Annotated in this window: 14 protein-coding genes; 4 read left to right on the top strand and 10 right to left on the bottom strand. The window is 64.5% G+C overall.

Annotation, left to right across the window (positions count from 1 at the left end; translation table 11 throughout):
* Positions 1-19: 19 nt before the first annotated feature.
* The 5 genes from AB2B41_RS16460 to AB2B41_RS16440 form a co-directional block, all read right to left on the bottom strand.
* On the bottom strand, positions 20-1,804 hold the full coding sequence (locus tag AB2B41_RS16460; RefSeq protein ID WP_367878907.1) for a sodium:solute symporter family protein: 1,785 nt from the start codon (positions 1,802-1,804) through the stop codon (positions 20-22).
* A 5-nt stretch (positions 1,805-1,809) separates the two neighbouring features.
* Positions 1,810-2,073 carry a DUF4212 domain-containing protein gene (locus AB2B41_RS16455; protein ID WP_367878906.1) on the bottom strand — a complete coding sequence of 88 codons (264 nt, stop codon included), beginning with the start codon at positions 2,071-2,073 and terminating at the stop codon, positions 1,810-1,812.
* Positions 2,074-2,135: 62 nt separating this feature from the next.
* On the bottom strand, positions 2,136-2,822 hold the full coding sequence (locus AB2B41_RS16450) for an adenylate kinase (protein WP_367878905.1): 687 nt from the start codon (positions 2,820-2,822) through the stop codon (positions 2,136-2,138).
* Positions 2,822-4,786, bottom strand: a complete 1,965-nt coding sequence (acs, locus tag AB2B41_RS16445) for an acetate--CoA ligase (RefSeq protein ID WP_367878904.1) — start codon at positions 4,784-4,786, stop codon at positions 2,822-2,824. The genes AB2B41_RS16450 and acs overlap by 1 nt, the downstream gene beginning before the upstream one ends.
* 414 nt (positions 4,787-5,200) lie before the next feature.
* Positions 5,201-5,617 carry an acyl-CoA thioesterase gene (locus AB2B41_RS16440; RefSeq protein WP_367878903.1) on the bottom strand — a complete coding sequence of 139 codons (417 nt, stop codon included), beginning with the start codon at positions 5,615-5,617 and terminating at the stop codon, positions 5,201-5,203.
* A 289-nt stretch (positions 5,618-5,906) separates the two neighbouring features.
* Here AB2B41_RS16440 and AB2B41_RS16435 point away from each other — a divergent pair, with 289 nt between their 5' ends.
* Positions 5,907-6,395 (top strand): peptidase associated/transthyretin-like domain-containing protein, encoded by a 489-nt coding sequence (locus tag AB2B41_RS16435; RefSeq protein WP_367878902.1) that lies wholly within the window; start codon positions 5,907-5,909, stop codon positions 6,393-6,395.
* Between the two features lie 13 nt (positions 6,396-6,408).
* Positions 6,409-7,014, top strand: coding sequence for a ferric reductase (locus tag AB2B41_RS16430; RefSeq protein ID WP_367878901.1), 606 nt, complete (start codon positions 6,409-6,411; stop codon positions 7,012-7,014).
* A gap of 3 nt (positions 7,015-7,017) precedes the next feature.
* Here AB2B41_RS16430 and AB2B41_RS16425 read toward each other — a convergent pair whose 3' ends face one another.
* On the bottom strand, positions 7,018-7,362 hold the full coding sequence (locus AB2B41_RS16425) for an antibiotic biosynthesis monooxygenase family protein (protein ID WP_367878900.1): 345 nt from the start codon (positions 7,360-7,362) through the stop codon (positions 7,018-7,020).
* Positions 7,359-7,682 carry an NIPSNAP family protein gene (locus AB2B41_RS16420; protein ID WP_367878899.1) on the bottom strand — a complete coding sequence of 108 codons (324 nt, stop codon included), beginning with the start codon at positions 7,680-7,682 and terminating at the stop codon, positions 7,359-7,361. Before AB2B41_RS16420 ends, AB2B41_RS16425 begins: the two co-directional genes overlap by 4 nt.
* A gap of 73 nt (positions 7,683-7,755) precedes the next feature.
* Between AB2B41_RS16420 and AB2B41_RS16415 the strand changes: the two genes are divergently transcribed.
* Positions 7,756-8,433, top strand: coding sequence for an ArsR/SmtB family transcription factor (locus AB2B41_RS16415; protein WP_367878898.1), 678 nt, complete (start codon positions 7,756-7,758; stop codon positions 8,431-8,433).
* On the opposite strand, the gene AB2B41_RS16410 is transcribed toward AB2B41_RS16415, so the two are convergent.
* The 3 genes from AB2B41_RS16410 to AB2B41_RS16400 form a co-directional block, all read right to left on the bottom strand.
* Entirely contained in the window at positions 8,430-9,230 is an 801-nt protein-coding gene (locus AB2B41_RS16410) for a CE1 family esterase (protein WP_367878897.1), read from the bottom strand. The two genes, AB2B41_RS16415 and AB2B41_RS16410, sit on opposite strands and share 4 nt — an antisense overlap.
* A gap of 161 nt (positions 9,231-9,391) precedes the next feature.
* Entirely contained in the window at positions 9,392-9,898 is a 507-nt protein-coding gene (locus AB2B41_RS16405; RefSeq protein ID WP_367878896.1) for a hypothetical protein, read from the bottom strand.
* The gene (locus AB2B41_RS16400; protein ID WP_367878895.1) at positions 9,898-11,559 is read right to left on the bottom strand and encodes an NAD+ synthase; all 1,662 of its coding nucleotides are present in this window, start codon (positions 11,557-11,559) and stop codon (positions 9,898-9,900) included. The genes AB2B41_RS16405 and AB2B41_RS16400 overlap by 1 nt, the downstream gene beginning before the upstream one ends.
* A gap of 201 nt (positions 11,560-11,760) precedes the next feature.
* Here AB2B41_RS16400 and AB2B41_RS16395 point away from each other — a divergent pair, with 201 nt between their 5' ends.
* Positions 11,761-13,149, top strand: a complete 1,389-nt coding sequence (locus AB2B41_RS16395; protein WP_367878894.1) for an MORN repeat-containing protein — start codon at positions 11,761-11,763, stop codon at positions 13,147-13,149.
* Positions 13,150-13,217 lie beyond the last annotated feature (68 nt).

Raw genomic sequence — 13,217 nt, 5'->3', positions numbered from 1 at the left:
GCGAGGGGCGTCGCCAGTCTCAGTGGCCCTCGATCGCGGCGCCTGCGCCACGGGGCACACGGACGCTCTCGACGAGGTCCTTGATGTGCTGCGGGGTCTCCTTGGTCATGCCAGAGACCACGTAGGCCACGGCAAAGTTCACCGCCGCGCCGATGGCACCGAAGGAGGTGGACTTGATCGGCCCGAGCAGGGGGTCCGCATCCGTGAACGAATTGGTGTCCGGGATAAAGAACCAGCCCTTGTGCAGGAAGATGTAGAGCAGCGTGACCACCAGACCGGCCAGCATACCCGCAACCGCGCCCGCGTTGTTGATGCGGGTCGAGAAGATGCCCATCATCAGTGCAGGGAAGATCGAGGCTGCCGCGAGGCCGAAGGCCAGCGCCACGGTTTGCGCCGCAAATCCCGGTGGGTTGAGGCCCAGAAGGACCGCGACCACAATCGCCGCCGCCATCGAGATACGCGCCGCCATCAGCTCTGACTTTTCGGACATGTTCGGGGTCAGCTGACCCTTGAGCAGGTCATGGGAGACCGCCGAGGAGATAGCCAGCAACAGGCCCGCCGCCGTTGACAGCGCGGCCGCGAGGCCGCCCGCTGCCACAAGGCCGATCACCCAGCCCGGCAGGTTCGCGATCTCGGGGTTGGCGAGGACGAGGATGTCACGGTTGAAGTTCGTGAGCTCGTTCCCCTGCCAGCCGTTGGCCTCGGCCTTGGCTTGCAGGTCGGCGTTGGCATCGTTGTAGTACTGGATCTTGCCGTCGCCGTTCTTGTCTTCCCAGCCCAGAAGACCGGTTTTCTGCCACGTCGCCATCCAAGCATACTCGGGATCGGATTCGATCTGCTCGACGCTGACCGCTTCGCCGTCCGTGCCATTGGGCCACATCAGCTCGGAGATATTGAGCCGCGCCATGGCACCCACCGCAGGGGCGGTCAGGTACAGCAGAGCGATGAATACCAGCGTCCAGCCGGCGGACCAGCGCGCGTCGGAGACCTTGGGCACCGTAAAGAAGCGCATGATCACGTGCGGCAGACCCGCCGTGCCGATCATCAGCGACAGCGTGAAGAGCACCATGTTGATGGTCGAGCCATGGGCCGCCGTGTATTCGGCAAAGCCGAGGTCGGTGACGATCTGGTTGAGCTTCGCGAGCAGCGGCTCGCCGCTTTCAGTGGACCCAAAGAGACCCAGCGCCGGGATCGGGTTACCCGTCAACTGCAGCGAGATGAAGACCGCCGGAATCGTGTAGGCGGTGATCAGCACGCAGTACTGCGCCACCTGCGTATAGGTCACGCCCTTCATGCCGCCGAAAACGGCGTAGGCGAAGACCACACAGGCCCCGATCAAGAGACCCCAGAAGGCGTCGATCTCAAGGAACCGACCAAAGGCGATGCCCACGCCCTGCATCTGGCCGATCACGTAGGTGATGGAGGCCACCAAGAGGCAGATCACCGCCACCATGCGTGCGGTCTTGGAGTAGAACCGGTCGCCGATGAACTCGCTGACCGTGAACTTGCCGAACTTGCGCAGATAGGGGGCCAAGAGCAGCGCCAGCAGCACGTAGCCGCCCGTCCAACCCATCAGGAAGGAGGAGTTGTCATAGCCGGTGAACGCGATGAGGCCCGCCATCGAGATGAAGGAGGCCGCAGACATCCAGTCAGCCGCCGTTGCCATCCCGTTGGTGACCGGGTGAACGCCGCGACCGGCGGCGTAGAATTCGGATGTGGAGCCCGCGCGGGCCCAGACCGCGATGCCGATGTAGAGCGCAAAGGACGCGCCCACGAACAGCAGGTTGAGTGTAAACTGATCCATTGTGATTATTCCTCGTCCACGCCGTGTTCCTTATCGAGCTTGTTCATGCGCCAGGCGTAGAAGAAGATCAGGATCAGGAAGACGATGATTGAGCCCTGCTGGGCAAACCAGAAGCCAAGGTCGGTGCCGCCCACGGCGATCCCGGCCAGAAGCGGGCGCAGGATGATCCCGAACCCGAATGAGACCAGCGCCCAGATGACGAGACTGATCAGGATGAGACGCACATTGGCTTGCCAATAGGCGTTGGTAGAGTTGCTTTGATCGGACATTGATTTTGTCCCTCCTCCGTTTGTGGCCGGAACCCCGAATGCGGTCCCGGTCATTGATGGCGTCATGCCGTGGCTTGCGACACGACGCTGTTCAGTTGGGCGGCAATCTCGTCGATGGCCCCCATCGCCGGGACGCGGGAAAGCGCCCCTTTGGATTCGTAGTAATCGATCAGCGGCGCGGTCTGGGCGTGGTAGGCCTCGAGCCGCTGCGCCACGGTCTTTGCGTTGTCGTCCGCGCGGCGCTTCATGACGGTCGAGCCGCACTGGTCGCAGGTTCCCGGTTTGGCCGTCGGTTTGAAGCTGTCGTGGTAGCCTTCGCCGCAGCCGCCGCAAGTGAAGCGGCCCGAGATCCGCTCGACCATTGCCGCGTCCTCGACCTCGAGGCTGATGGCGGCGTTGATGCGCTGACCGGTGGCGTCCAGCAGCGCGTCAAGCGCCTTGGCCTGCACGGTCGTGCGGGGAAAGCCATCGAGGATCACGCCGCGGGCGCAATCGGTCTCTGCCAGCCGGTCGCGCAGGATGGCGATCACGATCTCATCGCTGACCAGATCGCCCGCCTCCATAACGGCCTTGGCGCGCTTGCCCGCCTCCGTGCCCGCTGCGACAGCAGCGCGCAGCAGATCGCCGGTGGAAAGCTGTACCAGCCCGTTGGTTTCCTGAAGCATCCGGGCCTGTGTGCCCTTGCCCGCCCCGGGAGGGCCGAGCAGGATCAGAACAGGCGCGGTGGTGGGTGTCGCAGAACCGTCCATCACTGGTCCCTCCGGTTCATGCGGTTGGCAATCAAATCATCAACGACCGACGGGTCGGCCAGCGTCGAGGTGTCGCCCAGCGCGCCGAAATCATCTTCGGCGATCTTGCGTAGGATGCGGCGCATGATCTTGCCCGAGCGTGTCTTGGGCAGGCCGGGCGCCCATTGGATGAGGTCGGGCTTGGCAATCGGGCCAATCTCGGAGCGCACCCAGGTCTCGAGCTCCTTGCGCAGCGCGTCCGACGGCTCCTCGCCGTTCATCAGCGTTACATAGGCATAGATGCCCTGTCCCTTGACGTCGTGCGGGTAGCCCACCACGGCGCTCTCGGCGACCTTGGCATGGGCGACCAGCGCGCTTTCCACTTCCGCGGTGCCCATCCGGTGGCCCGAGACGTTGATCACGTCATCGACGCGGCCGGTGATCCAGTAGTCGCCGTCTTCGTCGCGGCGGCATCCGTCGCCGGAGAAATAGTAGCCCTTGTAGTCGCTGAAATACGTCTTTTCGAACCGTTCGTGGTCGCCCCAGACGGTGCGCATCTGGCCAGGCCAGCTGTCCTTGATGCAGAGCACACCCTCGACACCGTTGCCCTCGATCACCTCACCGCTGGTGGGTTCCAGCACCACGGGCTGCACGCCGAAGAAGGGCTGCTGCGCCGCGCCGGGCTTCAGGGTCGTGGCACCGGGCAGGGGGGTCAGCATGTGACCGCCGGTCTCGGTCTGCCAGAAGGTATCGACGATGGGGCAACGGCCTTTTCCGACCACCTCGTTGTACCAGTTCCAGGCCTCGGGGTTGATCGGCTCACCCACCGAGCCAAGGACGCGCAGGTCGCTCAGATCGTGCTTTTCCACCCATTCGTTGCCCGCGCCCATGAGCGCGCGGATGGCGGTGGGGGCCGTGTAGAACTGGTTGACCTTGTGCTTGGCGCAGACCTCCCAAAAGCGGCCCGCGTCGGGGTAGGTAGGCACGCCCTCGAACATGATCGTGGTCGCGCCGTTCGCAAGCGGGCCGTAGACGATGTAGCTGTGGCCGGTAACCCAGCCCACATCTGCCGTGCACCAGAAGACATCGCCGTCGTGATAATCGAACGTGATCTCATGGGTGAGCGAGGCGTAGACCAGGTAGCCGCCGGTCGTGTGCACGACACCCTTGGGTTGCCCGGTAGAGCCGGAGGTGTAAAGGATGAAAAGCGGGTCCTCGGCGTTCATCTCCTCCACCGGGCAGTCGGCAGAGGCTTCCGCCATCAGCGCGTTGCAGTCGTGATCGCGGTCCGTCCATGTCGTCTGGCCGCCCGTGCGCTTGACGACGAGGCACTGCACATCGTCCTTGCAGTGCAGTAACGCTGCGTCGGTGTTGGATTTCAGCGGGGTTTCTCGTCCGCCTCGGGGCGCATAGTCAGCGGTGATGACAAGCTTGGCGTCACAACCGTTGATCCGCGCCCCGAGGGCGTCCGGGGAGAAACCGGCGAAAACGATGGAATGAATGGCCCCGATCCGGGCGCAGGCCAGCATGGCGTAGGCTGCCTCGGGGATCATGGGCAGGTAGATGACGACGCGGTCGCCTTTCGTAATGCCCAGTCCCTTCAACACATTGGCCATCTTGCAGACCGATGTGTGCAGATCGCGGTAGGAGATGTGCAGCGCCGCGTCCTGGGGGCTGTCGGGCTCCCAGATGATTGCCGTCTGATCGCCGCGCGTCTCAAGGTGGCGGTCGATGCAGTTGGCCGCAACGTTCAGCGTGCCGTCCTCGAACCAGCGGATGTCGATATTGCCGGGTGCGAAGGACGTGTTCTTGACCTTGCTGAAGGGCTTGATCCAGTCGAGGCGCTGGCCCTGCTCGGCCCAGAAACTTTCGGGGTCGTCGACCGATGCGGCATACATCTGCGCATAACGCTCGGCATCGACATGCGGAGCCTTTTCCGGAGCTGCAGAAGACGCAGTCGGCGTATCAATATCTGTGTCTAACATCGGTGTCCTCCTCGCATTGCGCTACCGGACGATCGTTGATGGAACCGGCAGCTGCTGAGGCTGGACATTACAGGCAGTTGTAAAGTTCTGTGCCCGGGACATGCCGGGAGAAGCGTTTTTTTGTAAATTTCTGGTCCAAAACAGTAGAGTTTTCGTTAATAAAATTACACTCGGAAAAATTTTCGAATGATTTCTGTAGATTGCTGCATGCGTGGTCTCATGCGGCCGCCACTCAATGTATACAAAAGTATACATTCTGATCGGCAATACCCTTCTCGACGGGCTGCGACATTTTGGCAGGGCTTGTCCGCCGTCGGGCTTCCGATCGACATAACGAACAGTTTTTGGGTCAGGCGAACCGAATCCCTTGCACTGGTTGAGTATGGGAAACGCCCCCGACTCGGGGCGTTCAGCCTAGTCCGCCGTCAGCCACTCATCGAGCGTGGATTTCACCTCGTCCGGCCAAGGCACCGAGGTGTGCTTGTCGAGGTCAGAGGCCGCCAGCACCTGCGTGGAGTTCCAGCGCTTCTCGCCTTCGCAGCTGATTTCGTGCTTGAGCGTGACCGAGGACCGCCCGACGCGCACGACGCGGAGATCGAAGGTGAGTGTCTGGCCAAAGTAGGACGGCACCGAGAAGTCGCAGCTGAGGTGTACGGTGGGCGTGCCCCAGCGCTCCTTCCAGATGATCTCGTGCCAGGGATAGCCGATGTGTGCCCAGAACTCCTCGTTCACGCCGTTCAGCAGGTCGAGGTACGACGGGAAATAGGCGGTGCCCGAGATATCGCAGTCGCCGAAGCGCAATTCGCGGGTGGTGGTGAAGACTTTGGTCATTGAGATCAGCCGCTGATGTCAGAAGGTCCGGTTTCTTAGCCGATGCGCGGCGTGATTGATAGGCGCGAATGTAGGGATCGGACGCGGATGTGACCGTGTTGCCCCGGCGGGCGCTGCGGCAAGATGGCACGGGCGGATTGGTGCCAAGGGGGTAACAACCCCGTGAGCAGATGTTCATCCCTCGCCGGGCCTGCCTTAGCTTTTCTCCCGAGTAAATGCCTGTGTTATTCTGTGCACGCGCCCGCAGGACGGGTTGGCCCGGCCCGGCGCGAGATGAGGAGTTCAATCCATGTCCATCAAGTTTCCCGCTCGCCGTTCCTTTCTTGCCGGTGCCGGTGCGCTGGCGCTGACCGGCACCTCTGGCCTGCGCCTGCCCACGCGGGCGGCGGGGGTGACGCCGACGCCGACGTTGCGGGGCGGGGCCAACAACTATCGCCCCGGTGCCCCTATCGTGGAGCGGATCGGTGGCGGCGGGTTCTGGATGACCGGGACCGTGCGGCGCGCGGGCGACGGGATGCCGCTGGCGGGTCAGCGTATCCAGATCTGGGCGCATACGACCGAGGGGCATGAGCGTGATCCGCAGAGCCACGGGGCGACGTTGACGGATGCCAACGGGGAATTCCGGCTGGAGATGCCGCAGATCGTGCCGGCCTTTGGGCAGGCGCACGGGCATCTGGCGTTTGATAGCGAAGGGTTCGAGACGGTGTTCCTGCGGCCGGTGATGGACAGCCCCAAGGATACGACGCTGGCGGCGCATTTCGTTCTGAAGCCTGTGTGAGATTGCGGCGGCGATGGCCCGCAGGCTGCTGATCTGGGGCGCGCTGGCGCTGGTGGTGCTGGTGCCGTTGGGGCTGGCGGCGGGGTCACCGCTGCTGGCGTGGCGGGAGCCGGTCTATATCGTGGCGGGCTTTGCCGGGGTGCTGGGCATGGTGCTTTTGCTGGTGCAGCCGTTGCTGGCCGGTGGTTTGTTGCCGGGGCTTGAGGGGCTACGTGGGCGGCGGGCGCATGGGTTTGTCGGGCTCGGGTTGGTTGTTGCTGTCGTTGTGCACGTGGCGGGGCTGTGGGTGACAAGCCCGCCGGACGTGGTGGACGCGCTGCTGTTGCGGTCGCCGACGCCGTTTTCGGTTTGGGGTGTGATCGCCATGTGGGCGATCTTCACCGCCGCCGTGCTGGCGCTGGGGCGGCAGAAGCTGGGGCTGCGGCCCCGCGTCTGGCGGTTCGGGCATACGGGGCTGGCGCTGGTCGTGGTGGCGGGCAGCGTGGTGCATGCGCTGCTGATCGACGGGACGATGGAGAGCATGTCGAAGATTGCGCTGAGCGCGCTCGCCTTGCTTGCCACGCTGAAAGTGGTGGGCGGGCTCTGGATGTTCCTGTTGCGCAGGCGCGAGAGAGCCTGAGCGTCAGCCGTGTGAGGCGCGGCTATCCGCAGGCGCCTCCTCGCGGTCGAACATGCCGTAGTCGCGGATCACATGGGCGATGCGCAGGTGGTAGTCGGTGAGGATGCCCGCGCGGCCCTTGGCCTGCGCCTTGCGGTGCGCGGCGAGTTTGCGCCAGCGGGCGATGGCCTCTTCATCCTCGAAGAAGGACAGCGACAGGAGCTTGTCGGGGTTCGTCAGGCTTTGGAAGCGTTCGACCGAGATGAAGCCTTCGACCTCGTCCACCATGGGGCGCATGTCGGCGGCGATGTCGAGGTATTCTCCCTTGCGGTCGCGGTGGGGCAGGACTTCGAAGATGACGGCGATCATGCGGGGTCTCCATGTGGGGCGGAGGCGAGTTTCAGGAAGGTGCGGTCTTCGCGCAAGAGGAACTTTTCGGATTGGGCGAAGGCGTAGTTTTCCTGTCCCAGCGGATCGGCGGCGAGGCGGGCGCGGTAGGCTTCGTATTCCGCGAGGCTGGGGATGTTGTAGATGCCGTAGGCGAGGGTGGAGGAGCCTTCGTGCGGGGCGTAATAGCCGATGAGGTCGGCACCGCAGCGGGGGATGGCCTGGCCCCAGTTCCGGGCGTATTGCTCGAATTGCGCTTTCTTGGTGGGGTCGATCTGGTAGCGGATGATGCAGGTCAGCATGGGTGTCTCCTTGTCTTTGCTGGCCCTGGTTTAGCGGATTGATCGGCGTGGATGCTTCGGCTAGCATCGAAGTATGAAAGAAGGTCCTGATATCTCCCGCATCGCGGCGCTGATCGGTGATCCCGCGCGCGCCAATATTCTGACGGCGCTGATGAGCGGGAAAGCCCTGACCGCGACCGAGCTGGCGGCGGAGGCGGGCGTGACCGTGCAGACGGCGAGCGCGCACCTGGCCAAGCTGGAAGGTGGCGGGCTGATCGCCATGCGCAAGTCGGGGCGGCACAAGTATTTCCGGCTGGCGGGCGATGACGTGGGGCACGTGCTGGAGGCGCTGATGGGGCTTGCGGCGGGTGCGGGGCATCTTCGGACACGGACCGGGCCGAAGGATGCGGCACTGCGCGAGGCGCGGGTTTGCTACAATCATCTGGCGGGGGAGAAGGGGATCGCAATGTATCGCGGTCTGCTGGCGCGCGGTGTGGTTGTAGAGAACGGCGAGGCGGTGACGCTCACGGACGGCGGTGCGGATTTCCTGCGCGACTTCGGGATCGACGTCGACGGATTGAGCCGGGGGAAGGCGCCGCTCTGCCGGTCGTGCCTCGACTGGTCGGCGCGTGAGACGCATCTGGCGGGGAGCTTGGGACGCGCTTTGCTGGCGCGGATGCAACAGATGGGTTGGGCCGAGCGGGTCGAGGGGACGCGGGTGGTGCGGTTCTCGGACAGGGGGGAACGGGGGTTCGCCGAAAGGTTTGGTTAAAGCTGCCCTGCCTCGACCAGTTCGTTGATCCCGTGGCCTAGGAATTCGGTGCGGAAGGAATGGCCGCCCTCGAAAAGGCAGAGTTGCAGTGTTTCGCCCCCGGCGTTGCTGCGATTGCGGCAGGTCAGCGGGCCGATCTTGTAGTAGGCCGACGCTCCGAAGCCGCCGAATGTCTCGTACATGGAAAGGGCCTCTTCGACTTCGCCCTGATGGGTCTCGCCGATGGGGCGACCCTTGAGCGGGACCGTTTCGTCCTGCGTGCCGTGGATGTGGACGATGCTGGCCACGGGCGCGGCGCAGGCGTCGGGCGGTTTCAGCCAGAAGGTGCCCGAATAGGGGATGAAGCCCGCGAAGAGGCCGGGGCGCGCGCAGGCGAGATTCCAGACCATCATGCCGCCCGCCGAAAAGCCCGACGCGATGATGCGCGCGGGGTCGATGTGGTGGTTCTGGGCGGCGTCTTCCAGGACGGCCTCGAAATAGGCGAACTCGGCCGCGCCGGTGCTGTCAAAGGTGCGGGGGCCGAAGGGCAGGTCCCAGGAGCCGTTTACGCCCTGCGCGGCGATAAGCGCATAGCCCGCGTCGGACAGCATCCGGCGCATCGAGCCGTTGCGCATCACGCCCGCGGCCGAGCCGCGATAGCCGTGGGACCAGACGACGGCGGGCACCATGCTGTTGCCGTCCCAGCCCTCGGGCATGGCGATGCGGTAGATGCGGTCGCCGACCGGGCAGTCGCTGTCGGGGCCACAGGCGAGTGCGGGGGTGGCGAGAGTGAGGAGGAGAGCGAGGAGCAAGCGCATGGGGGGAGGATGGCGCGGCGGCGCGCGCTCGGCAAGTCACTTCGGTGTGGGGCGTGACTGCCTGACGTTGCGCGCGTGGTGAGGGCGGGAGTGGAGTTGTAGTGGAAAGATGAAGCGAGGGGGTGCGCCCGGCAGGGCGGAGGTGGCGCGGGCTGTGGCGGTCAGGGGCGGTGGGTCGCGAGGAAATGACGGGCGGTCTCGGCCAGTTCGACGACGGTCACATCTGCCAGCACCATCTCGGGGACGACCTGATGGACGCCGTTCTGCCTGCCAAGGCTCCAGGACCTCAGGCGCCGCCACGGAGTCTGGCGATCACGAAAAGCGACGGGGTCTTTGAGTGCAAAGCCGAGGAAACCGTTTCGCCGCGAATCCTGAAAGGCGCGCACCTCCGCGATGTCGGCCCATGAGACCGGATCGACGTAGTAGCCGGAAATGCCTTTGTCATCCATGCGCAGGGCGACCGCATTGCGGCGGGCGAGGGCGAAGAAGTAGAGCGCGAACCAGCCGAAGAAGGCGGCGGTCAGCAGGCCTGCTGCGATCAGCCAGTCAAAGATGCCGATGGAGAGTGGGAAAGCGACAAGGCAGAGGACGAAAACCGCGATTGCAGCCAGAAGCGTCTCGAGCAGGACGCAGCGGCGGCGGTTGATGCGGACGAGGACCGGTTCCATCAGCCGCTGGGATCGCGCCAGCGGTTGACGATGGGATAGCGGCGGTCGAGCCAGAAGGCGCCCTTGGTCAGGCGCGGGCCGGGGGCGGACTGGAAGCGCTTGTATTCGGAGATGTAGATCAGGTGTTCGACTTTCTTGGCCGTCTCGCGGTCGAAGCCTGCGGCGACGCAGTCAGCGATGGAGCCGTTCTGGTCGACGAGGATATCGAGAAGCGGGTCGAGGATCGGATAGTCGGGGAGCGAGTCGCTGTCCTTCTGATCGGCGCGCAGTTCGGCGCTGGGGGGCTTGGTGATGATGTTCTCGGGGATCACGGCGCCCTCGGGGCCTTTCATCCAGTCGCGTATGTTGGCGTTGCGCCAGCGGCAGGTTTCGAACACGCGGGTCTTATAGAGGTCCTTGATCGGGTTGTAGCCGCCCGCCATGTCGCCGTAGATCGTGGCGTAGCCCACCGCGACCTCGGACTTGTTGCCGGTGGTCAGGAGCATCTCTCCGAACTTGTTGCTGAGCGCCATGAGCAGGAGGCCGCGCAGGCGAGACTGGATATTTTCCTCGGTGAGATCCGGTTCGCGGCCTTCGAAGAGGGGGGCGAGGGTGTTGGTGATGGCCTTGCGGCCTTCGGTGATCGGGACGAAGTCGTAGCGGCAGCCGAGATTTTCCGCGAGGGCCTTGGCGTCGTCGAGCGAGGCTTGAGACGTGTATTCGGAGGGCAGCATGACGCAGCGCACGTTCTCGGGCCCCAGCGCATCGGCGGCGATGGTTGCGACGATGGCGCTGTCGATCCCGCCCGAGAGGCCGAGGAGGACCTTGTTGAAACCCGTCTTGCCCATGTAGTCGCGCAGGGCCTGTACCATGACGCGGTAGTCGGCCTCGTAATCGTCGGGGAAAGTGGCGAGGGGCTGGTCGGTGATGCGCCAGCCCTCTGGCGTGCGCTCCAAGTCGACGTGGTGGATCATGGCGTCGAAGGCGGGCATCTGCATGGCAAGCTTGCCGCCGGGGTTGAGCCCGAAGGAGCCGCCGTCGAAGACCTGGTCGTCCTGCCCGCCCACCATGTTGAGGTAGATGAGCGGCAGGCCGGTTTCGATCACGCGGGCGACCATCATGTTCATCCGGGTGTCCATCTTGCCCCGGTAGTAGGGCGAGCCGTTGGGGACGAGGAGGAATTCCGCGCCGGTCTCGGCGAGGGTTTCGGAGACCTCGGGGTGCCAGGCGTCCTCGCAGATGGGACTGCCGATACGGGTGTTGCCGACGGAGTAGGGGCCTCCGAGGGGGCCGCTGTCGAAGATGCGGACCTCGTCGAAGACGGTTTCGTTCGGAAGCTCGTGCTTGAGCACGCGGCTGGCGATCTTGCCGTTCTTGAGGATGAGGTAGGCGTTGAAAAGCTCGGTGCCTTCGGCCCACGGCGCGCCGATGGCGAGGGCGGGGCCGTCGGCGCAATCGGCGGCCAGCTGTTCGATGTGCGTCATCACGTCGAGCTGGAAGGCGCGCTTCATCACCAGGTCCTGCGCGTTGTAGCCGGTGATGAACATCTCGGGCAGGGCGACGAGGTCCGCGCCTGCCTCCTTGCCTGTCTCCCATGCCTCGCGCGCGAGGGCGGCGTTGCCCGCCAGATCGCCGACGGTGGGGTTCAGCTGGCCCAGGGTGATGCGGAAACGGTCTGCCATGGGGTGCCCTTGTGCATTGTCCTGCATGCCATGTAGCAGATCGTGCCCGGGGGAAAAGGGGGATTGGGGCGTTGGGCCGCAGGCGCGGGGCTGGTTCCCGCCATGGGGAAGGACCTGTTTTCAAAAGACATTGCCCCCCTTCGCCCCTACGCTTAGGCTGATCTGAGACGTTTTTCGATGCTGATGGGTGGGTTTCAAAAGATGTATCTGCGCGCTGGACTGGTCTGTCTGTTGCTTCTGCCGCTGCAAGCGCTGGCGCAGGACGGCGAGGTGCTGACCAAGCAATACGACGATGGCGGCATTTACGAGGGCACCTTCCGGGGCGGGCTCCAGCATGGGCAGGGGACCTACAAGCTGCCCAATGGCTACGAATATTCCGGCCAGTGGGTCGAGGGCGAGATCAAGGGCGAGGGCGTGGCGCGCTTTCCCAACGGGTCGGTTTACGAGGGGAATTTCGACAAGGGCAAGCCGGATGGGTTCGGCAAGATCACCTTTGCCGATGGCGGCACCTATGAAGGCGAGTGGCAGGCGGGTGCGATCATGGGGCAGGGCATCGCGCTTTATGCCAATGGGGTGCGTTACGAGGGCCAGTTCCGCAATGCCAAGCACCATGGCAAGGGCGTCATGCAGAGCCCCGGCGGGTATGAGTACAAGGGCGACTGGGTGGACGGCGTCAAGCAGGGGGTCGGGACGATCACCTACCCCGATGGTGCGGTCTATGAGGGCGAGATCACCGATGGCAAGCGTAGCGGCAGCGGGACGCTGACCATGCCGGACGGGCTGATCTACGTGGGTCTATGGAAGGACGGGCAGATCGACGGGACGGGCAAGTTGACGCAGCCCAACGGGGACGTCTACGAGGGCCAGCTTGTGAACGGCCGCCGCGAGGGGCAGGGCAAGGTCATCTACCAGAACGGCGATGTCTACGAGGGAGCGTTCAAGGATGACCGCCGCGACGGGCAGGGGACGTTCACCGGCACCGATGGCTATGTCTACAGCGGCTCATGGGTCGCCGGGCAGATCGAGGGGCAGGGGCGGGTGACCTATCCTGACGGCTCGGTTTACGAGGGGGAGTTCCGGAACGATCTGGCAGACGGGCAGGGCAAGATCACCTATCCCGATGGCTCGACCTATGAGGGCGAGTGGAAGGCCGGGGTGATCGAGGGGCAGGGGCGTGCCACCTATCCCAATGGTGTCGTTTACGAGGGCGGCTTTGTGAACGCGCGCAATGACGGGCAGGGGGTGATGACCTATGCCGACGGCTACCGATACGAGGGCGGCTGGAAGGATGGACAGCGTCACGGGATGGGCACGGCGACCTATCCGGACGGAACGGTTTACCAGGGTGAGTTCCTGAACGGGCAGCGCAACGGCAACGGCACGATCCAGATGGCCAGCGGGTTCCGCTACGAGGGTCAGTGGTCCGAGGGCGAGATCGAGGGGCAGGGGACGGCGACCTATGCCAACGGCGATGTCTACGAGGGGACCTTCGTAGACGGCAAGCGGCAGGGCGCGGGGACGATGCGCTATGCCACGGGCGAAGAGGCCAGCGGCGAGTGGGAGAACGGGGCGCTGAGCGAGGGGGGATGACCCGCGCAACAGGGGTATTCATTGCCTGTCGCTCTGATTTCGGTCGCTTCGTCGTCAACGTGAGAAGA

Origin of the sequence: Sulfitobacter sediminis (genome assembly GCF_040811725.1) — a bacterium.
Classification (GTDB): domain Bacteria; phylum Pseudomonadota; class Alphaproteobacteria; order Rhodobacterales; family Rhodobacteraceae; genus Sulfitobacter; species Sulfitobacter sediminis.
The sequence above is the reverse complement of the archived record's forward strand: the minus strand, read 5'-3'. Positions and strand labels throughout refer to the sequence as shown.

Coding starts and splice junctions, on each gene's coding strand:
- AB2B41_RS16460 (WP_367878907.1), bottom strand. CDS start 1,804: ATGGATCAGTTTACACTCAACCTGCTGTTCGTGGGCGCGTCCTTTGCG.
- AB2B41_RS16455 (WP_367878906.1), bottom strand. CDS start 2,073: ATGTCCGATCAAAGCAACTCTACCAACGCCTATTGGCAAGCCAATGTG.
- AB2B41_RS16450 (WP_367878905.1), bottom strand. CDS start 2,822: ATGGACGGTTCTGCGACACCCACCACCGCGCCTGTTCTGATCCTGCTC.
- acs (WP_367878904.1), bottom strand. CDS start 4,786: ATGTTAGACACAGATATTGATACGCCGACTGCGTCTTCTGCAGCTCCG.
- AB2B41_RS16440 (WP_367878903.1), bottom strand. CDS start 5,617: ATGACCAAAGTCTTCACCACCACCCGCGAATTGCGCTTCGGCGACTGC.
- AB2B41_RS16435 (WP_367878902.1), top strand. CDS start 5,907: ATGTCCATCAAGTTTCCCGCTCGCCGTTCCTTTCTTGCCGGTGCCGGT.
- AB2B41_RS16430 (WP_367878901.1), top strand. CDS start 6,409: ATGGCCCGCAGGCTGCTGATCTGGGGCGCGCTGGCGCTGGTGGTGCTG.
- AB2B41_RS16425 (WP_367878900.1), bottom strand. CDS start 7,362: ATGATCGCCGTCATCTTCGAAGTCCTGCCCCACCGCGACCGCAAGGGA.
- AB2B41_RS16420 (WP_367878899.1), bottom strand. CDS start 7,682: ATGCTGACCTGCATCATCCGCTACCAGATCGACCCCACCAAGAAAGCG.
- AB2B41_RS16415 (WP_367878898.1), top strand. CDS start 7,756: ATGAAAGAAGGTCCTGATATCTCCCGCATCGCGGCGCTGATCGGTGAT.
- AB2B41_RS16410 (WP_367878897.1), bottom strand. CDS start 9,230: ATGCGCTTGCTCCTCGCTCTCCTCCTCACTCTCGCCACCCCCGCACTC.
- AB2B41_RS16405 (WP_367878896.1), bottom strand. CDS start 9,898: ATGGAACCGGTCCTCGTCCGCATCAACCGCCGCCGCTGCGTCCTGCTC.
- AB2B41_RS16400 (WP_367878895.1), bottom strand. CDS start 11,559: ATGGCAGACCGTTTCCGCATCACCCTGGGCCAGCTGAACCCCACCGTC.
- AB2B41_RS16395 (WP_367878894.1), top strand. CDS start 11,761: ATGTATCTGCGCGCTGGACTGGTCTGTCTGTTGCTTCTGCCGCTGCAA.